This is a genomic window from Rhizobiaceae bacterium (assembly GCA_023953845.1).
Taxonomy (GTDB): Bacteria; Pseudomonadota; Alphaproteobacteria; order Rhizobiales; family Rhizobiaceae; genus Arvimicrobium.
The window spans coordinates 2,142,478-2,160,308 of the sequence record JAMLJC010000001.1 but is presented as its reverse complement, the minus strand read 5'-3'; the positions used below and the strand labels follow the sequence as shown (position 1 = coordinate 2,160,308).

The following is a 17,831-nucleotide window of genomic DNA, read 5'->3' as shown; positions in this document are numbered from 1 at the left end:
TCGGGAGCTGCGGTGCGCTCCGTCGGCGAGGCCGCTCGACCCCGAATGCTCTCTCCCGGCGGCCGCTTCGGGCGCCACTGGAAAAACCTAACACTCGTTCGAAAGCTGTGCAACGGAAATTTTCGAACGCATGTCCGATACCTGCGATGGCGATGGAACCTCTCGGCAGCATCACCTGCGCCCACCGCCCAGTGTCGAAATCGATACGCCGGCGAGCACGAGCAGGACGCCGATGATCGCCTGCAATGTCAGCGGTTCGCCGAGGAAGACCGTGCCGCAAAGCACGGCGACAGCCGGGACGAGATAATTGTTGTACGAGGTGAGCGTCGGCCCGGCCCGCGAGACGAGCGCGAACATGAGGACGCTGGAAGCGGCGGTGTTCCAAAGCGCGAGGACGAGTATCGACGCGACGACGCCGGTGCCGGGCATGACTGGCGGCACGCCATCGATGATCAGCGCCAGCGGGACGGTCCACAAGGCGGCGAAGATCAACGAGATCGTGCTGACGGTGATCGCGTCGTGATGCCTGACCAGCGCCATGGCAAAAAGGGATGTCGAGAAGATCAGCGCCGCGCCGAGCGCCGACAGCATGCCCCGGCCGCCATCGCCGGCCAGCGCCAGTGCTTCCGGTCCGAACAGGACGCCGATGCCGATCAGGCCCACCACGATGCCGGCAAGGTTGGCCCAGGTCGGGCGGTCGCCGCGAAAGGCGCCGAGCAGGGTGGTGATCACCGGCGAAAGGGCGAGCGTGATGGCCGTCACCGACGAATGCACATGCGCCACCGAGTCGGCGATCAGCACGAGCGGCGCCGCGGTCGACGTCAGGCCGACCAGCGCAAAGGCCCAGAAATCGCGCGCCGATATACGCCAGCGAATGCCGCGCGCCATGGCGAAGCCGGACATAGCGAGAGCCGCGAGCAGAACGCGCGCCGCAATCAGCGTGACAGGTGGCACCGCCGCCACGGCGATCTTGGTGAACATGAAGGAAGTGCCCCAGCCAAGGGCCAATCCTGCCAGCAGCGCATATTCGACCGCGCCTGGAGCACGCGCCGTCCTCCGCCGCGCGGGCGTTTCGGTGCTGGACATGGCGGCGACTCCTCCTGTAGAAAAATGAACATTCGTTAGAATTCGCTCGCGGTCAAGCGGGCGCGGCCATGCGGGAGGATTTGATGGCGCGGAGAATCCTGGTGACAGGCGCGACGGGCACGGTCGGCGGGGCGACGATGCGGCTGCTCAAGGCCGATGCCGACGCGGGAAGGATCGACCTGCTCGGCGCGGCGCGCAACGACGCAGGCGCGGAAAAGCTCCGCCGCGACGGCTTCCTGCCCGTCGCCTTCGATTTCGACGCGGTCGAGACCCTCCGGCCCGCGCTGGAAGGCGTCGATGCGGTGTTCCTGCTCACCGGCTACAGCGTCGACATGCTGGTCCATTCCAAGCGGCTGCTCGACGCCGCCAGAGCGGCCGGCGTGCGCCACGTCGTCCATCTCGGCGCGCTTGCCGCGGACGACACACCATATGCCCATTTCGCCTGGCACCAGCTCATCGAGCGGGCGACAGAGGCGATGGGCTTCGTGTGGACGCATCTGCGCCCGAACTTCTTCATCGACACGGTGTGGAACGGTTTCGTGAAGCGCCCTGACCGCATCGTGCATTTCGTCGGCGACAGGCGCGTGTCGTGGATTTCCTCCGACGATATGGCGGCCGTTGCCGCCGCCGCGCTGCGCGATCCCGACGCGCATGCGGGAAAGATCTATCCGCTGGCTGTCGAGGCCCTGACTTTCGCCGAAGTCGCCACAATCCTGTCGGAGGTCACAGGGTTGCCCGTCGAATATCGCCCGCGCCCGGCCTCCGAGCTTTTCCCGATCATGCAGCGGCAGGGCGCCGAACCGCTCTATGCCGCGAGCCTCGCCGAGGGCGTGGCAGCCATAGAGCTGGGAGAGATGCCGCTGTACGATGCGGTGTCCGATACGGTGGAAAGGATTACCGGCCGCGCGCCCGTCGGATGGCGCGCCTTCGCAGAGGCGCGCAAGCACCTTCTGGCATGAGGACGGGCGGCCGTCAGAGCGTCCTGGCGATCAGTTCCTTCATGATCTCGTTGGTGCCGGCATAAATGCGCTGCACGCGCGCATCGGCATAGGCGCGCGTGATCGGATACTCCCACATGAATCCGTAGCCCCCATGGAGCTGGAGCAATTCATCCAGCACGCGGCCCTGCATCTCGCTGGTCCACAGCTTTACCATCGCCGCCGTGGTCGCATCGAGCCTGTTCTCCAGCACGAGTTCGAGGCAGCGATCGAGGAAGATGCGGCCGACCTGTACCTCCGTCTTCGCCTCCGCTAGCTTGAAGCGTGAATTCTGGAATTCGATGACGGATTTTCCGAAGGCGTTGCGGTTGCGCGTGTAGTCGACGGTCCAGTCCAGCGCCGCTTCACAGCAGGAGAGAGCCTGGATGCCGACATGCATGCGCTCCCAGGCGAGTTCCTGCATCATATAGGCAAAGCCCTTTCCTTCCTCGCCGATGAGGTTGGAGGCCGGCACGCGGACATCGTTGAAAAAAAGCTCCGACGTATCTTGCGCCTTGGTCCCGAGCTTCTTCAGACGGCGCCCGCGCTCGAAGCCGGGGCGATCGGCCTCTACGACGATCAGGCTGATGCCCTTCGCTCCCTGGCTGCGGTCGGTCTTGCAGGCGACGAGGAAGAGATCGGCCGTCTGCCCGTTGGTGATGAAAGTCTTCTGGCCGGAGATCACATAGTCGTCTCCGTCGCGGATCGCGGTCGTACGGATCGCCTGCAGATCGGAGCCGCCGCCCGGCTCGGTCATGGCGATGCCGGCAATATAGTCCCCCGACGTCATCTTCGGCAGCCAGCGCTTCTTCTGATCGGACGTGCCGTAGTGGTCGATATAGGGCGCGACGATGTCGGAGTGCAGCGCGAAGCCGAGGCCGCTTAAATTCAGCCGGTATTGCTCCTCCATCAGGATGATGGAGTAGCGCCGGTCGGCGCCGACGCCGCCCGACTCCTCGGGGATCGCCACGCATAGAAATCCCTGCTCACCCGCCTTCTTCCATGCCCAGCGCGGCACTTCGCCCGTCTCCTCCCACGCCTCGTGATGCGGCGCCAACTCCTCCATGAAGCGCCGCACCGACTGGCGAAAGATCTCGTGCTCTTCGGAAAACAGCGTGCGCGCGATCATCGACATCTCCTCCGGACCGACGCTTGCCTATAGCACGCTTTCACGTCGCCGCCGCTAAAATCTAACGTTTGTTTGATTTTTTAGCAGCGAATGCTATTGATGGGCGTCTTGCAGGGAGGACGCGGATGATCATCGAAAAACGCACCTACACGTTCCATCCGGGGAAGGTTCAGGAATTCCTCGCCCTCTACGAGAGGGAGGGCCTGCCGCTTCATAGCAAGTACCTGCCGATGATCGGCTACTTCGTCTCGGAGATCGGTACGCTCAACCAGGTCATCACCATGTGGGGTTATGAGAGCATGGCCGATCGCGATACCAGGCGCGCCGCGCTCTATGCCGATCCGGAATGGATCGCGTTCGGGCCAAAGACGACGCCCTTCATCCAGAAGATGGAGACGGCGATCCTGAGGCCGACGTCCTTTTCGCCGATACGCTGAGCGGCCGCGATCCGGCGGTTCAGGCCACGACCTTCGAGGCGCGCAACGCCGCAATCTCCGCGTCACGCAGGCCGAGCGACCGCAACACCCGGTCCGAATCCTCACCGCTCTTCGGTGCGCGCCGCGTCACGCCGCCCGGCGTTGCCGTCATGCGGATCGGAGTGGAGGCGATGGTCACCAGCGAGTCCGAACCCGGATGCTCCACTTCCACCAGCATCCCGCGCGCGGCCATGTGCGGATCGGCGAAGATGTCGGCGGCCGTATTGACCGGCCCGAACGGCACGCGTTCTCCGAGGGCCGCTGCGATCTCGGCCTTGGTGCGCGTCCGTGTCCATTCCTCGACAAGCGCGACCGTTGCGGCACGATGCGCGAGACGATCGTTGTTGGTGCGGAAACGCGGATCGGCCGCGAGTTCGGGCCTTTCCATGATGCCGGTAAGCTCGACCCAGAACGAATCGCGCGGACAACCTATCGTGACCTGACCGTCACGCGCCGGAAAGGTGCCGAACGGGCAGAGGATCGGATGATGGTTGCCCTCCGGATGCGGCGACCGGCCGGTATAGGATTGCTGATAGACGATGCGTTCGCAGAGCGAGACCATGCCGTCATACATCGCCACGTCCAGGAACTGGCCTTGTCCGGTACGCACCGCATGGTGGTAGGCGGCAAGGATGCCGAATGCGGCAAGCGCGGCAGGAAATATATCGCCTATTCCCGGTCCGATCTTGATCGGGGTGTCCGCGTCCGGCCCCGTAATGCCCATGGCGCCGCCCATCGCCTGCGCCACGACATCGAAGGCCGGCCGGTCGACATGTGGGCTTTTTCCTGTGCGCGGATCGCCGAAACCGCGGATGGCGGCATAAACGAGGCGCGGATTCTCCGCCGCCAGCACTTCATAACCCAGGCCCAGCCTGTCCATGACGCCGGCGCGGAAATTCTCCACGAGGATGTCGGCTTCCCGCGCGAGCCTCACGAGAAGGTCCCGGCCTTCCGGCCGTTTCAGATCCAGCGCGAGGCTCAGCTTGTTGCGGTTTGTGCTCTGGAAATAGCCACCAAAGTGCCGCTGCGAATCGTCAGCCGGGAACGGCCCGAAGTGACGGGTCGGGTCGCCATCCACGGGCTCTATCTTTACGACCTCGGCGCCGTGATCGGCCAGCATCATGGTGCAGTAAGGCCCGGCGAGCATCTGCGTCAGATCGACGACCTTCGTTCCGGCGAGCGCCCCAGCCATGTCAGGGCGCTTCCTGCAACGCTGAACGGATCAGCAGACTACGGACCGGGCGGCGGGCGGCTTCCATCCGCGACGGCATCACGCGCACATTCCCCTTATCAATTCTTTCTAACATTCGTTCGAAATAGCATGGCTCCATTCGGGACACCATAGCCGGGCGCCTGTGGCGCAAACAGGCCAGACGTCGGAAATCCGTTTCAGGCAGGAAATATCGGGCAATCGGCGGGCGCGACCATAACCCCGATTGCGGCGCGAACCCACCACGCCCATATTCGCCGCGCCGGGCCGGTCATTCGATTCCGCAATCGCGGGATCGCATGCCGGGATGGCATGGTCCGGCTTCGTCAGTGAGCCGAAGCACTGGAACCGGAGGCAGATTTCCGATGAGTCAACAGGAATGCTGCGTCGTCGGCGCCGGACCGACAGGCCTGATGCTCGGCCTGCTTCTGGCCCGGGCGGGAGTCAGGGTCACGGTCGTGGAGAAGCACACCGATTTCCTGCGCGACTTTCGCGGCGACACCATTCATCCCTCGACGCTCGAAGTCATGGCCGAGCTCGGATTCCTCGATGAGTTCCTGTCGCTGCCGCACCAGAAGGCGGAACGGCTGCATGCCGAAATCGACGGCAGGTCCGTGACGATCGCCGATTTCTCTCGGCTTCCGACGCGCTGCAAATACATCGCCTTCATGCCGCAATGGGATTTCCTCGATTTCCTCGCCGGCAAGGCGCAGAAGCTTCCGAACTTCCAGCTGCTGATGGGCTGTGAAGCCATCGGCCTCCTGATCCGCGACGGCAACGTCGCGGGCATCGAGGCGCGCAGCGAGGACGGTGCGGTCCATACGCTTCCCGCCGCTCTCGTCATCGGCGCGGATGGACGCAATTCGACGGTGCGCCGGTTCGCCGGGCTGACGGCGGAGGATCTCGGCGCGGCGGTCGACGTGCTGTGGATGAAGGTTTCGCGCCGCCCCGACGATCCGCCGATCGCGATGAGCCATGCCGGCCCGAATCAGGGTCTGGTGATGATCGATCGCGGCGACTACTGGCAGATCGGCTTCGTCATAGCCAAAGGCACCTTTGCCGAATTGCGGCACGAGGGTCTCGACGCGTTCCGCGTGCGCCTGTCGGCGGTCGCGCCGCTGCCCGTCGAGCGGTTCGAGGAACTGTCCGGCTGGGAGCAGATCCATCTGCTGAAAGTGCGCATGGACCGGCTGGAGACATGGTGGAAGCCCGGCGTGCTGTGCATCGGCGACGCCGCCCATGCCATGTCGCCGATCGGCGGCGTCGGCGTCAACCTCGCCATACAGGACGCGGTCGCGGCGGCCAACATCCTGGCGGAACCGCTGCGCGCGGGATCGCTGGGCGACGCGCATCTGGCGGCGGTTCAGGCGCGGAGGAGTTTTCCCACCCGGGCGACGCAGAAGCTGCAGCTGATGATGCGACGCCGGCGATCGGACGCAGGCGCCGCGGGAGTCCGCAAGGGGCCGCCGGCCTTCCTGCGTCTCATCGGCCGATGGCGGCCGCTGGCGCATCTCGCCGGCCGGCTGATCGGCATCGGATTCCGCCCCGAACATGTCGGGCGCTGACATGCCGCGCCTGCCGATCCCATCGGGCGAAAGCCCGCTCCCGGACGTCGCGATGCGATGCGCAGCCTCTATCTGATCCTCGGCTGGGGTTTCGTGGGACTGGGCGTCGCCGGGGCCTTCCTGCCAGTCCTGCCCACCACGCCGTTCCTCATTCTCGCCGCCGGATGCTTTGCGCGCTCGTCGCCAAGGCTCGAAAGAAAGCTTCTGGACCATCCCCGCTTTGGCCCGGCGCTCAGGCAATGGCGCCAGCGCGGCGCTATCGCGCCGAAAGCCAAGTTCGCCGCCCTGATCGGGAGCACGATCGGTTTCGTGCTCTTCCTCGCCAGCGGCCCGCATGGCTTGCCGGCGACGGCGGCCGTCGTCGCCATCATCCTCGCCGGTCTCGTCTACGTCTTTTCCCGTCCCTCGGCCTGAGGCGGAGCGTCCCGATCCGAACCCGGTCGCGACGAGTGTCCCGAAACCCAGAGCGTCCGCCCCTTTCGGGAAGGAATTCTTGACTGAGGCCTTCGCTCCACCCCGGAGAACGGCTCCGTGGTGGAGAGCCAAATAAAAAGAACCCGGCGGTCGCCCGCCGGGTTCTTTTTCTGTCAGCAGAGCTGATTAGAAGCTGCGCTGGAAGCGAACGATCGCGCCGAAGGCGTCATCGCCGCCGTTGCCGGCGTCGTAGTAGTCGATTTCAGGCGTGATCGTGAAGCCCGGAACCAGCGTATAGTCGACGTTCAAAGCCGCGCCGAACTGCTCGCTATCGTCATAGGACAGCGCCAGGTTGACGGCCGCCTTCTCCGAAACCTTGGCGGTCAGACCGCCCCAGACAGCCCACTCGCCGCCCCAAGGCTTGTAGAAGTTGAAGTCGTCGTCATCGCCGTAGCCGGCCATGATGAAGGCCGAGATCGTGTCGGTCGCGTTGACGTCCAAGCGAGCCTTGGCAGCCCAGGTCTCGTGGACGCTATCATAAGCGCCGACGAGCGACACGCCGCCCCAGCCCTGCGTGAACTTCGCACCGGCGACGACATGCGGCACGTAGTCGGTGATGTCGTAGTCGTGGCCGTAGGAGTCGGCGCTGCCAGATTCCAGCGAGATGATCGCCGAGAAACCGTTGCCGCCCGAGAAGGTGTAGCTGATCAGGTTGGTGTCGAACGGACCGTAGGGCACCAGATCGTCAGCGATCACCGCGCCGGCATAGTTGTTGAACGTCACATATGCCGATTCGTCCTTACCGACGCGGAAGCCGCCGAGCTGGATCCAGGCGAAGTTCAGGCTCACGCCCGTGCCGCCACCGTTAGCCCACTCGAAACGGGTCTCGGTGTAGGTGCTGAGGGTGCCCAGCTCGGTCTCGGTGCCGGTCCAGGTCTGGAGCGACAGACGCGAATACTGGCTGTAGGTCTCGTCGGTGCGATCCTCGCCGCCCAGAAGGGTGTCGTCGTGAACGCGGGTGCGCTCCCACAGATCGCCGCCGGCAGCCTGATAACGGACGTAGCCGCCGATGCGCAGGCAGGTCTCGGTACCCGGAATGTAGAAGTAACCGGTGCCGTAGACGTCGCAGACGCGGACGTATTCGACCGGCTCCGGATCGGCGACGACAACTGCGTCAGCAGCCTGTGCGCCGCCCACAGCGGCGAATGCTACAGCCGAACCGAGAAGAAGGCTCTTGATATTCATTTTCTGACCTCTCCAGTATTGCAACCCGATGTCTGCCCTTGGGGGCCGGCCTACATCCGGTCTTGAACGCCGAAAACGCCCGTCGCGCTTCCGTCTTTCCGGGAGAATTTCCGATTACGCCGCGGCGATCAACCGTAAAACGCGCGCCGGGACGATTGCCGGCGCACTGTTGGCGTGGTGCGTTGCAAAAATGATACGAATTACGCCAGCTATCGCTTCATTTGTATGAGGAAATGCGTCGTTCCGGCAGCAGCAACGCAGCCGCCGGAACGACGCACCGAGCTCGATTCGACCTCGGGCCGCCGCGGTTCAGCGACGGCGTACGATCTCGTGAAAGCTGTCCTTGCGGCCCGGCCGTTCCGGCGCCACGACAAGGGCAAGCCCAGCCTCGTCGAACAGCCGGAACCACTCGTCCCACTCGACCAGCTCGTAGCCGCCGGCATTCTGCGGGCGCTCGGCCCGGTCCTGATCCTGATAGGCGATCTGGTCGAAGACGATACGCAGCACGGGCTGGGTGCCGCCTTCGGCCGATGCGTCGATCACCGCCGGCGCTCCCATGCGCGATGCGGCCCAATCGCGAATCGCCTCGTGGTCCGTCAGTTCGATGGTTTCAGCCATACGTCGTTCTCCATGTTCGCGACCGGAAACGCCGATGCCCCCGCCGCAGTTCATCCTTGCCGCGCCGCGAATGCGGCACCCTTTCCGAATATGCGCATCGCCGCCGATTTATCCAATGGCAGCGCCACGCCCGAATCCCGAATGTCAACTTGCACAGGGGCCGCGCGCGTTCGACGCAGGCGGCGGACGCGCTCAGCCGCCGGCCCGCCCCGAGGCGGGCAAGGCCACATTGCCCCTGTCGAACGTCACCGCCTTGACGATCACGAAAACGTCTAGACCGGGCGCCAGCCCCAACGCCCTCGCGGAATAGGGCGTCACGCGCGCGATGATGCGGTCGCCGTTGCAGTCGACCGAGACGAGCGCGTCCTGACCGCCGGCGCCGATCGCGTGGATGACGCCCGGCATGACGTTCAGGGCGCTGACGCCGTTCGGGCGTTCCGTGGCGATCATCACGTCGCGGGCGCGGATGCGCAGCCGCAGCCGCGAACCGGGCGCGGCGTCTATGCGCGGCACGCGCCAGTCGCCCGCCGGGGAGGCGAGCGTGGTCAGGCCCGACTCGCCGTCGTGGCAGGCGACGGCCGCATCGATCACCGCGCCACCCTCGTCGGGCAGCAGGTCGAGCCGCCCCAATATATCGCGCACGGAACCGTGCGCCTCCACCCTGCCGGCCGACAGCATGACGACGTCCGTCGCCAGCCGCGCCACTTCGGCGACGGAATGACTGACATAGACGATCGGCACCCGCGCATCGTCGCGCAGCCTTTCGAGGTAGGGCAGGATCTCCGCCTTGCGGGCATCGTCGAGCGAGGCCAGCGGCTCGTCCATCAGAAGCAGCTTCGGACTGACGATCAGCGCCCGACCGATGGCAACGCGCTGCTTCTCGCCGCCGGACAGGAGATTCGGACGGCGGTCGAGCAGGCCGCCTATGCCGAGCAGGTCGACGATACCGGCGAAATCGGCATAGCGGTCGGCGGTCGGCGTGAAGAAGCGGCCGTAGCGAAGGTTCTGGCTCACCGTCAGATGCGGGAAAAGGCGCGCGTCCTGGAACACGTAGCCGATGCGCCGCCGGTGCTTCGGTACGAAAATGCCCCTTTCCGTGTCGACGAGCACGCGGCCGTTCACGACCACCCGGCCACTCTGCGGCCGGATCAGGCCGCCGATGACGTTTATCAGCGAACTCTTGCCGGAACCCGACGGCCCGAACAGCGCGATGAGCTGGCCGGCGCTTTCGAAGGCCGCTTCCAGCGCGAAGGCGCCGAGGCGATGGCGGACTTCGACGGCGACGCTCATTCTAGGGTCGGGACCTGCTAATATGGTCGAAATGGTGTGAGGTCATTTGGCTGGATACGAGGAGCGAAGGCGAAGGCAATGTTGACCATTGTCGAGCCTTCGCGACGAGGTAGCCGGCCAAATGAACCACATCCGACGGACGCCGAAACGGCTTCGATCTGCCGCGTCGAACTCCTCGGCCGATGGAACCCCATCGACCTTCGAACTTCTCCTCGCATCTCTTTGCCGTTTCAGGCGCCATTTCGATCATATTAACAGGTCCTGACCCTAATCCATGCGTCGGCTGACGCGGCGCGCGAGCACTTCGGAGGCCACCAGCGCCGCCATGGCGATCGCGATCGACACCAGCGTCAGCCGCAGCGCGCCGAGTTCCCCGCCCGGCACCTGCGTGAACGTATAGATGGCGGAAGGCAGCGTCTGCGTCTCGCCCGGAATGTTGGAGACGAAGGTGATCGTCGCACCGAATTCGCCCATCGCCTTGGCGAAGCAAAGGATCATGCCGGCGATCATGCCCGGCAGGATCAGAGGCAAGGTGATGGTCGCGTAGACCCATGCCGGGTTGGCGCCCAGCGTACCGGCCGCCGCTTCCAGCCGCCGGTCCACGGCCTCGATGGACAGGCGTATGGCGCGCACCATCAGCGGAAAGCCCATGATGCCGCAGGCAAGCGCCGCGCCCGTCCAGCGGAAGGAAAAGACCAGCCCGAAATACTGGTCGAGGAAGCCGCCGATCGGCCCCCGGCGGCCGAAGCTCAGAAGCAGCAGATAGCCGGTGACGACCGGCGGCAGGATCAGCGGCAGGTGGACGATGCCGTTCAGCACCGACTTGCCCGGGAAGCGGCCCCGGGCAAGCAAATGGGCGATCAACAGGCCGAAGGGCAGGCTGACCACCGTGGCCCACACCGAGACCTTGATGGAAAGCCGGACCGCGGTCCATTCATCGGGACTGAGGTCCAGCCATTCCATGCTTAGGGTCAGGACCTGTTAATCTGGTCGAAATGGTGTGAGGTCATTTGGCTGGATATGAGGCGCGAAAGCGGAGGAAGCCTGAAGGCTTTCAAGTCCTTCGGGGCGAAGTAGTCGGCCAAATGAATCACATCCGAAGGACGCCGAAACGGCTTCGATCCGCCGGGTCGAACCCCTCGGCCGATGGAACTCCATCGACCTTCGGACTTCTCCTCGTATCTCTTTGCCGTTTCTGGCGCCATTTCGATCATATCAACAGGTCCTGACCCGAGGTCACGCCGCTCCGGATCTTAATGCGCCAATACCGTAAAGCCCTGCTCCTCGAAAAGGGCCCTGGCCTTGTCGGACTTCAGGCATTCGAGGAATTTCGGCGTCTCCGCATCCTTGGATTCAGCCGTCTGGGCAACAGGGTAGACGATTTCGGGATGGGAATCGGCCGGGAAGGTACCGATCACCTTCACCTTGGTATCGGCTGCCGCATCGGTCTTGTAGACGATGCCGAGCGGTGCTTCACCAGTCGAGACGAGCGCCAGCGCGGCGCGTACATTCTCCGCCTGCGCGACCTTGCTTTCGACCGACGCCCAGACGCCAAGCTTTTCCAGCGCGGCCTTGCCGTATTTGCCGGCCGGAACGGAATCGACATTGGCCATGGCCAGCTTTCCATCGCCGAGCAGGCCGGCAAGGTCGAAACCGTCCTTGATCTCGGTCGCCGCGGCGGAATCGGCCGGCGCGACCAGCACGATGGAATTGCCGAGCAGTTCGGTCTCGGTGTCCTTCTTCGTCAGGTTCTTGTCGGAGAGGTATTTCATCCAGTCGCGGTCGGCCGACATGAAGACGTCGGCCGGCGCGCCCTCCTCGATCTGCTTGGCGAGCGCCGAGCTCGCCGCATAGGAGATCGTCGCCTTCTCGCCCACGTCGGCCTCGCAGGCAGCATTGATGTTGTCGAGCGCGTTCTTCAGGCTGGCGGCGGCGAACACGGTGACGTTCTCCTCTGCCAGCGCCGCGGAGGCCGCCCCAAGCGTCAATACGGCAAGCGCGCCAGCAAACGCGCTGGCGACCATCTTCTTCGAAAACATCCGGAGCACTCCCTTTTGCGCGGCACCTCGCCGCATCGATATGTTCGAATGGATATAACTACAGCGGGGCGATGAGCGTCAACTGCGGCCTTTCATGACCAAGACATGCGGATACGCTGTTTACGCTCATAGCATCCGCTCTTTCGACTGACCGTTCTCCATCCCGGCGTGTGGCCGCTATTGTTGCCTGCAACTTCCCCGCCGCCCGCAATCCGCGTATAGAGCGAGCCGTCCGCCTCCGGGCTCCAATGCGGAGAAACCATGAGCCAGAATATCCTGATCGCCCCCTCCGTTCTTTCGGCGGATTTCTCGCGGCTCGGCGACGAGGTCGAGGCCATCGACGCCGCCGGCGCCGACTGGATTCATCTCGACGTCATGGACGGTCATTTCGTGCCCAACATCAGCTTCGGCCCTCCGGTGATCAAGGCGCTCAGGAACCGCACGAAGAAGTTCTTCGACTGCCATTTGATGATCGCGCCGGTCGACCCTTATCTTCCCGCTTTCATCGATGCGGGCTGCGACCAGATCACCGTGCATGTCGAGGCCGGGCCGCATCTCCACCGCTCGCTGCAGACCATCAGAGCGGCGGGTCGCAAAGCAGGCGTCACGCTCAATCCGGGCACGTCGGAAACCGCGCTGGAGAACGTGCTCGACCTTGTCGACACGGTGCTCGTCATGACGGTCAATCCGGGCTTCGGCGGCCAGGCCTTCATCGGCTCCATGCTCGAAAAGATCCGCCGCATCCGGGCGATGATCGCCGGCAGGCCGATCCGCATCGAGGTGGATGGCGGCATCGCGACCGGCACGGCGGCCGATGTCGTCGCGGCGGGCGCATCCGTACTCGTCGCCGGCGCGGCTGTGTTCAAGGGCGGGACGGTCGAATCCTACCGCGCCAATATCGAGGCGATCCGCAATGCCGCCGCAAGCGCGAGGAGCATCTGACGTGACCGAGGCGGACACGCGGCGCTGGCCGCAGGCCATCCTGTTCGACCTCGACGGCACGCTGATCGATTCGGCCGGCGACATACGCGCGGCCGTCAACGAACTGCTCGCGCGTCAGGGGCTGGGGCCGCTGTCGCTCGAGGACGTCAAGGGCATGATCGGGCAGGGCGTCAAAGTGACGGTGGACCGCGCCTTCCGCGCCTGTGGCCGCCTGCTCGACAGCGAGGCTCTCGAACGGGAGAACCTCGTCATGCTCGACATCTATGCCGATCACCTGACCGACTTCACTGAATTGATGCCGGCGGCGGCGGAAACGCTGGAGCAGCTTCACGAGGACGGCGTGCGGCTCGGGGTCGCAACCAACAAGCCGCAGCGCGCAGCCGAGGCGGTGCTCGACCATTTCGGTCTCATCCGCCATCTGGACACGGTCGTGGGCGGCGACGCAGGCGTCGCCAAGAAGCCGGCGCCGGACATACTGCATGCCGCCCTCGAACGTCTTGGCGTCGAGTCATGGAACGCGCTGATGGTGGGCGACAGCATTTCCGACGTCGCTTCCGCGCGCGCCGCCGGCATGGGCGTCGCGGTGATCCGCGGCGGCTACACGTCCGTGCCGGTGGAAAAACTCGGCGCGGACCGGGTTCTGGAGAGTTTGGCCGAACTGCCGGAAGCCCTCGCGACGCTGCGCCCGCCGCGCGAATAGAAGGCTGCCTGACCGCGATCGTTTTCCGCACGGGGCCGCATCACGGCTTCGGCAAGATCAGTTTGCTTTCCATCCGCCATCGGCTATGCGTTCGATCGAGCTGCAAGCTCAGAATTACGGCGCGGTCACGATAGCGTTTTTCCGGACAATTGTTTTTGTGCATGAACAATTGCTCAAGTATGCCACTTTTTATAAACTAAAGCGCCAAAAAGCAGGTTTGAGAGCACGAACTTATGGCCGGAAGAGCGATGGGGACGGCGGGGCGGCAGGACGAGGCGGCGCGGGCGGGTTGGCTGTATTATGTCGCCGGCAACACGCAGGACCAGATCGCGGCGAAGCTCGGCATGTCGCGGCAGAGCGCGCAGCGGCTGGTGTCGCTGGCGGTTTCGGAAGGGCTGGTCAAGGTGCGGCTCGACCATCCGATCGCGGAGTGCCTGGAACTTGCGGAGAGGCTGAGGTCGCGTTTCGCGCTGGACCTCGTCGAGGTCGTGCCGAGCGATCCGGGCAACCCGTCGACCACGATCGGCGTAGCGGAGGCGGCGGCGGCGGAGATCGAGAAAAGGCTGCGCTCGCCGGAGCCGATCGTCATGGCGATCGGCACGGGCCGCACGCTGAAGGCGGCGATCGAGCAGATATCGCCGATGGACTGCCCGCAGCACAAGATCGTGTCGCTGACCGGCAACATCGCGCCGGACGGCTCGGCGGCCTTCTACAACGTCATCTTCTCCATCGCAGACCTCATCAAGGCGCGCAGTTTCCCGATGCCGCTGCCGGTCATCGCGTCCTCGCAGGAGGAGCGCGCCATGCTGCACAGCCAGCCCATGATCCGGCAGACGCTGGACCTCGCCGCGCAGGCCGACGTCACCTTTGTCGGCATCGGCGATCTCGGCCCGAACGCGCCGCTCTATGTCGACGGCTTCATTTCGGAGGCGGAGTTGAAGGCGCTCCAGAAGGCGGGTGCGGTGGGCGAGATCGTCGGCTGGGCCTTCGACCGCGACGGAAGGCTGATCGAGGGGCTGACCAACGAGCGGGTCGCAGCGTCGCCGCTGCCATCCCGCGAGAAATCCCTGGTGGTCGCGCTCGCCATGGGCGAGGGCAAGCTGCCCGGCATGAGGGCCGCGCTGAACCGGCGGCTGGTGAACGGCATCATCACCGACGAACGCTCGGCATCGGCTCTGCTGGCCGAGTGATCAGCCGTCGAACAGCAACAATCCGGCTTATGCCTTCGCACATGAAAGGACGCCAGCGGGCGACCTGAGCGCGGCCTTCCGGCCTACATGGCATGCGGCGCATGCCGGTCGTGAAGCCGGCGCGGGATCTCGCGCCCGTCGAGACCGTCTTCCCCCGGCGCAAGCCCGATGTCGCGCCGAAGCGAATCCGGCAACTGGCGGGGATCAAGGGCAACGCCGCAATGATGTGCGGCGCGGGACTGAACGTCCATCAGGTTTCCGGCGAAAGCGCCGAGCGAGGCGAGAACCGTCGCGAAGATCGAAGTGGACATGACCGTCTCCTTGAACCGTCATTTCTTCCTGCGGTCCATATGCGCCTCCCGACGCTTGCCGACCAATTGAACGTCGCGTAGGATTGATAAGGAGGCCTTATGCCAAACGTCCTGCCGCCACTCGCCGCGCTGCGTGCTTTCGAGGCCGCCGCGCGGCTGTCGAGCTTCACCCGCGCCGCCGAGGAACTGGCGATGACGCAGGCGGCGGTGAGCTATCAGATCAAGGTGCTGGAGGAGCGGGTCGGCTCACCGCTCTTCATCCGGAGACCGCGGCGGGTGACGCTGACGGAGACCGGCGAGACGCTGTCGAAGGCGGCGACGGAAGCCTTCCGCCTGCTCGCGGACGGCTACGATGCGGCGCGCACCGGAGGCCGCGGCACGCTGTCGATCAGCACCATCCCGACCTTCGCCGCCAACTGGCTGGCGCTCCGGCTCGGCTCCTTCCAGATCTCGCATCCCAACATCGCGGTGCGGGTCGAGACGGCGACGCGGATGGTCGATCTGATGCAGGAAGGTTTCGACATCGGCATCAGGACGGGCGCCAGCGGCGAATGGCCCGGACTCGTGGCGCATCGCCTGTTTCTGGCGGATTTCACGCCGATGCTCAGCCCGGCGCTCGCCACGACGATCGGCGGCGTCAGGGAACCGGCGGACCTCCTGCGCCTGCCGATCGTCGATGCCGGCGATCCATGGTGGGCGATCTGGTTCGAGCTGGCAGGAGTGGAAGTGAAGGACGACCTCACCCGGCGGCCGCGCAGCCAGCTCGGCTCGCAGGCCTATGAAGGCAGGGCCGCCGTGGCCGGCCAGGGCGTCGCCATCCTGACGCGGAAACTGTTCGCCGCCGAACTGGCGAACGGCGCTTTGATCCAGCCCTTCGACATCGTGGCGGACGACGGCCACGCATACTGGCTCGTCTATCCCGAACAGCGCCTCAACGTTCCGAAAATCCGCGCCTTCCGGGACTGGCTGCTGGCCGAACTTCGGACAGCGGACAGCGCGGACGAGGCCTGAAAGCACGTCCGGCGAATGCATTTCCATACCCTTGAGGGCGCCGGAAAGGCCGATTGAACACTGTTCAAGCGATTTTTGAACAGTGTTCAATGTCGTTCTCCCGGACTTCCCGCGCCTGCCGTCCACATCCCTCTCGCCACGCGCCGGCGCGCGCGATGCCGCCCGAACGCTGCTGCACTGCAGCAACGAATTCGCGTTGACATAATTCATTCAAAGTGAGTAATTGCTCTTATGTGAGGCATTTGCTCACTACAAGTTTTCGGGAGGAATTTCAGATGAACATCAGGACGCTCGTACTGGGCGCGACCGCCAGCCTGCTCGCTTTCGCCGCCCATGCGGAGACCATCACCATCGCCACGGTGAACAATGGCGACATGATCCGCATGCAGAAGCTGACGGACGACTTCACCGCCAAGAACCCGGACATCCAGCTCAACTGGGTGACGCTGGAGGAGAACGTGCTGCGCGAGCGCGTCACGACCGACATCGCCACCAAGGGCGGCCAGTACGACGTGATGACGATCGGCACCTACGAGGTTCCGATCTGGGCCAAGCAGCAATGGCTGCTGCCGCTCGACAATCTCGGCGCCGACTACGACGTCGACGACATCATCCCGGCGATCCGCGGCGGCCTGTCGGCCGACGGCAAGCTCTACGCCGCGCCGTTCTACGGCGAGTCGTCCTTCGTCATGTACCGCAAGGACCTGTTCGAGAAGTCCGGGCTGACCATGCCCGACGCGCCGACCTGGGACTTCATCGGCGAGGCCGCCCGCAAGATCAAGGCCGACAATGCGGACGTCAACGGCATCTGCCTGCGCGGCAAGGCCGGCTGGGGCGAGAACATGGCCTTCCTGACCGCTATGTCCAACTCGTTCGGCGCCCGCTGGTTCGACGAGGAGTGGAAGCCGCATTTCGATCAGCCCGAGTGGAAGACGACACTGGAGACCTATGTCAACCTGATGAAGGACGCCGGCCCGCAGGGCGCATCGTCGAACGGCTTCAACGAGAACCTGGCGCTGTTCCAGCAGGGCAAGTGCGGCATGTGGATCGACGCCACGGTGGCGGCTTCCTTCGTGTCCGACCCGAAGAACTCGACCGTCGCCGACAAGGTGGGCTATGCGCTGGCTCCCGACACCGGCCTCGGCAAGCGCGGCAACTGGCTGTGGGCCTGGTCGCTGGCGATCCCGGCCGGTTCGCAGAAGGCGGCGTCCGCCGAGAAGTTCGTGTCCTGGGCGACCAGCAAGGCCTATCTCGAACTCGTGGCCTCGAAGGAAGGCTGGGCGAACGTGCCGCCCGGCACGCGCACCTCGCTCTACAACAACCCCGAATACCAGAAGGCGGCGCCCTTCGCGAAGATGACGCTTGACTCCATCAACGCCGCCGACCCGACCAAGCCGACCGTCAAGCCGGTGCCGTATACCGGCGTCCAGTTCGTCGCCATCCCCGAATTCCAGGGACTGGGCACCACCGTCGGCCAGCTCTTCTCCGCCGCGCTCGCAGGCCAGATGTCCGTCGACGACGCGCTCAAGCAGGCTCAGGACGCGGCGACCGCGGCCATGACCGAGGGCGGTTATATCCAGTAAGGCGCCTCCCAGTGCCTCGGCCGTCCGGGAAACCGGGCGGCCGGT

The 17,831-nt window shown here is 64.9% G+C and carries 18 protein-coding genes; 9 read left to right on the top strand and 9 right to left on the bottom strand.

Annotation, left to right across the window (positions count from 1 at the left end; genetic code table 11):
- Positions 1 to 171 precede the first annotated feature (171 nt).
- Positions 172 to 1,086: an EamA family transporter gene (locus M9955_10525; GenBank protein MCO5082076.1), complete on the bottom strand. Its 915-nt coding sequence runs from the start codon at positions 1,084 to 1,086 to the stop codon at positions 172 to 174.
- An 83-nt stretch (positions 1,087 to 1,169) separates the two neighbouring features.
- Here M9955_10525 and M9955_10520 point away from each other — a divergent pair, with 83 nt between their 5' ends.
- Positions 1,170 to 2,045 carry an NmrA family NAD(P)-binding protein gene (locus M9955_10520; GenBank protein MCO5082075.1) on the top strand — a complete coding sequence of 292 codons (876 nt, stop codon included), beginning with the start codon at positions 1,170 to 1,172 and terminating at the stop codon, positions 2,043 to 2,045.
- A gap of 13 nt (positions 2,046 to 2,058) precedes the next feature.
- Here M9955_10520 and M9955_10515 read toward each other — a convergent pair whose 3' ends face one another.
- Positions 2,059 to 3,192: an acyl-CoA dehydrogenase family protein gene (locus M9955_10515; GenBank protein MCO5082074.1), complete on the bottom strand. Its 1,134-nt coding sequence runs from the start codon at positions 3,190 to 3,192 to the stop codon at positions 2,059 to 2,061.
- Between the two features lie 125 nt (positions 3,193 to 3,317).
- Between M9955_10515 and M9955_10510 the strand changes: the two genes are divergently transcribed.
- Positions 3,318 to 3,629, top strand: coding sequence for an NIPSNAP family protein (locus M9955_10510; GenBank protein MCO5082073.1), 312 nt, complete (start codon positions 3,318 to 3,320; stop codon positions 3,627 to 3,629).
- Between the two features lie 19 nt (positions 3,630 to 3,648).
- On the opposite strand, the gene M9955_10505 is transcribed toward M9955_10510, so the two are convergent.
- A complete protein-coding gene (locus M9955_10505; protein MCO5082072.1) occupies positions 3,649 to 4,860 on the bottom strand; it encodes a CoA transferase in 1,212 nt (403 codons plus the stop codon).
- A gap of 383 nt (positions 4,861 to 5,243) precedes the next feature.
- On the opposite strand from M9955_10505, the gene M9955_10500 reads away from it, so the two are divergent.
- Together M9955_10500 and M9955_10495 are read left to right on the top strand one after the other, a co-directional pair.
- On the top strand, positions 5,244 to 6,443 hold the full coding sequence (locus M9955_10500; protein MCO5082071.1) for an FAD-dependent oxidoreductase: 1,200 nt from the start codon (positions 5,244 to 5,246) through the stop codon (positions 6,441 to 6,443).
- A gap of 57 nt (positions 6,444 to 6,500) precedes the next feature.
- Positions 6,501 to 6,857: a YbaN family protein gene (locus tag M9955_10495; protein MCO5082070.1), complete on the top strand. Its 357-nt coding sequence runs from the start codon at positions 6,501 to 6,503 to the stop codon at positions 6,855 to 6,857.
- Positions 6,858 to 7,043: 186 nt separating this feature from the next.
- Here M9955_10495 and M9955_10490 read toward each other — a convergent pair whose 3' ends face one another.
- The 5 genes from M9955_10490 to modA form a co-directional block, all read right to left on the bottom strand.
- A complete protein-coding gene (locus M9955_10490; protein ID MCO5082069.1) occupies positions 7,044 to 8,102 on the bottom strand; it encodes a porin in 1,059 nt (352 codons plus the stop codon).
- A gap of 309 nt (positions 8,103 to 8,411) precedes the next feature.
- Positions 8,412 to 8,720 carry a hypothetical protein gene (locus tag M9955_10485; protein ID MCO5082068.1) on the bottom strand — a complete coding sequence of 103 codons (309 nt, stop codon included), beginning with the start codon at positions 8,718 to 8,720 and terminating at the stop codon, positions 8,412 to 8,414.
- A gap of 192 nt (positions 8,721 to 8,912) precedes the next feature.
- A complete protein-coding gene (gene modC / locus M9955_10480) occupies positions 8,913 to 10,010 on the bottom strand; it encodes a molybdenum ABC transporter ATP-binding protein (protein ID MCO5082067.1) in 1,098 nt (365 codons plus the stop codon).
- A gap of 267 nt (positions 10,011 to 10,277) precedes the next feature.
- Positions 10,278 to 10,973 carry a molybdate ABC transporter permease subunit gene (gene modB / locus M9955_10475; protein MCO5082066.1) on the bottom strand — a complete coding sequence of 232 codons (696 nt, stop codon included), beginning with the start codon at positions 10,971 to 10,973 and terminating at the stop codon, positions 10,278 to 10,280.
- Positions 10,974 to 11,263: 290 nt separating this feature from the next.
- Positions 11,264 to 12,034, bottom strand: a complete 771-nt coding sequence (modA, locus tag M9955_10470; GenBank protein ID MCO5082065.1) for a molybdate ABC transporter substrate-binding protein — start codon at positions 12,032 to 12,034, stop codon at positions 11,264 to 11,266.
- A gap of 276 nt (positions 12,035 to 12,310) precedes the next feature.
- Between modA and rpe the strand changes: the two genes are divergently transcribed.
- The 3 genes from rpe (at position 12,311) to M9955_10455 (ending at position 14,881) form a co-directional block, all read left to right on the top strand.
- Positions 12,311 to 12,991, top strand: a complete 681-nt coding sequence (gene rpe, locus M9955_10465) for a ribulose-phosphate 3-epimerase (protein MCO5082064.1) — start codon at positions 12,311 to 12,313, stop codon at positions 12,989 to 12,991.
- 1 nt (position 12,992) lies between these two features.
- Positions 12,993 to 13,691 carry a phosphoglycolate phosphatase gene (gene gph, locus M9955_10460; GenBank protein ID MCO5082063.1) on the top strand — a complete coding sequence of 233 codons (699 nt, stop codon included), beginning with the start codon at positions 12,993 to 12,995 and terminating at the stop codon, positions 13,689 to 13,691.
- A 248-nt stretch (positions 13,692 to 13,939) separates the two neighbouring features.
- The gene (locus tag M9955_10455) at positions 13,940 to 14,881 is read left to right on the top strand and encodes a sugar-binding transcriptional regulator (protein MCO5082062.1); all 942 of its coding nucleotides are present in this window, start codon (positions 13,940 to 13,942) and stop codon (positions 14,879 to 14,881) included.
- An 83-nt stretch (positions 14,882 to 14,964) separates the two neighbouring features.
- Here M9955_10455 and M9955_10450 read toward each other — a convergent pair whose 3' ends face one another.
- A complete protein-coding gene (locus M9955_10450) occupies positions 14,965 to 15,192 on the bottom strand; it encodes a hypothetical protein (GenBank protein ID MCO5082061.1) in 228 nt (75 codons plus the stop codon).
- Positions 15,193 to 15,291: 99 nt separating this feature from the next.
- Between M9955_10450 and M9955_10445 the strand changes: the two genes are divergently transcribed.
- Both M9955_10445 and M9955_10440 read left to right on the top strand, forming a co-directional pair.
- Complete coding sequence (locus tag M9955_10445) at positions 15,292 to 16,203, top strand: LysR substrate-binding domain-containing protein (protein MCO5082060.1); 912 nt, start codon at positions 15,292 to 15,294, stop codon at positions 16,201 to 16,203.
- Between the two features lie 275 nt (positions 16,204 to 16,478).
- A complete protein-coding gene (locus tag M9955_10440; protein ID MCO5082059.1) occupies positions 16,479 to 17,786 on the top strand; it encodes a sugar ABC transporter substrate-binding protein in 1,308 nt (435 codons plus the stop codon).
- The last annotated feature ends 45 nt before the right edge of the window (positions 17,787 to 17,831 follow it).

Coding starts and splice junctions, on each gene's coding strand:
- M9955_10515 (MCO5082074.1), bottom strand. CDS start 3,192: ATGATCGCGCGCACGCTGTTTTCCGAAGAGCACGAGATCTTTCGCCAG.
- M9955_10440 (MCO5082059.1), top strand. CDS start 16,479: ATGAACATCAGGACGCTCGTACTGGGCGCGACCGCCAGCCTGCTCGCT.
- modA (MCO5082065.1), bottom strand. CDS start 12,034: ATGGTCGCCAGCGCGTTTGCTGGCGCGCTTGCCGTATTGACGCTTGGG.
- M9955_10505 (MCO5082072.1), bottom strand. CDS start 4,860: ATGGCTGGGGCGCTCGCCGGAACGAAGGTCGTCGATCTGACGCAGATG.
- M9955_10485 (MCO5082068.1), bottom strand. CDS start 8,720: ATGGCTGAAACCATCGAACTGACGGACCACGAGGCGATTCGCGATTGG.
- M9955_10450 (MCO5082061.1), bottom strand. CDS start 15,192: ATGTCCACTTCGATCTTCGCGACGGTTCTCGCCTCGCTCGGCGCTTTC.
- M9955_10495 (MCO5082070.1), top strand. CDS start 6,501: ATGCGCAGCCTCTATCTGATCCTCGGCTGGGGTTTCGTGGGACTGGGC.
- M9955_10500 (MCO5082071.1), top strand. CDS start 5,244: ATGAGTCAACAGGAATGCTGCGTCGTCGGCGCCGGACCGACAGGCCTG.
- modB (MCO5082066.1), bottom strand. CDS start 10,973: ATGGAATGGCTGGACCTCAGTCCCGATGAATGGACCGCGGTCCGGCTT.
- M9955_10490 (MCO5082069.1), bottom strand. CDS start 8,102: ATGAATATCAAGAGCCTTCTTCTCGGTTCGGCTGTAGCATTCGCCGCT.
- M9955_10520 (MCO5082075.1), top strand. CDS start 1,170: ATGGCGCGGAGAATCCTGGTGACAGGCGCGACGGGCACGGTCGGCGGG.
- rpe (MCO5082064.1), top strand. CDS start 12,311: ATGAGCCAGAATATCCTGATCGCCCCCTCCGTTCTTTCGGCGGATTTC.
- M9955_10510 (MCO5082073.1), top strand. CDS start 3,318: ATGATCATCGAAAAACGCACCTACACGTTCCATCCGGGGAAGGTTCAG.
- M9955_10455 (MCO5082062.1), top strand. CDS start 13,940: ATGGGGACGGCGGGGCGGCAGGACGAGGCGGCGCGGGCGGGTTGGCTG.
- M9955_10445 (MCO5082060.1), top strand. CDS start 15,292: ATGCCAAACGTCCTGCCGCCACTCGCCGCGCTGCGTGCTTTCGAGGCC.
- modC (MCO5082067.1), bottom strand. CDS start 10,010: ATGAGCGTCGCCGTCGAAGTCCGCCATCGCCTCGGCGCCTTCGCGCTG.
- M9955_10525 (MCO5082076.1), bottom strand. CDS start 1,086: ATGTCCAGCACCGAAACGCCCGCGCGGCGGAGGACGGCGCGTGCTCCA.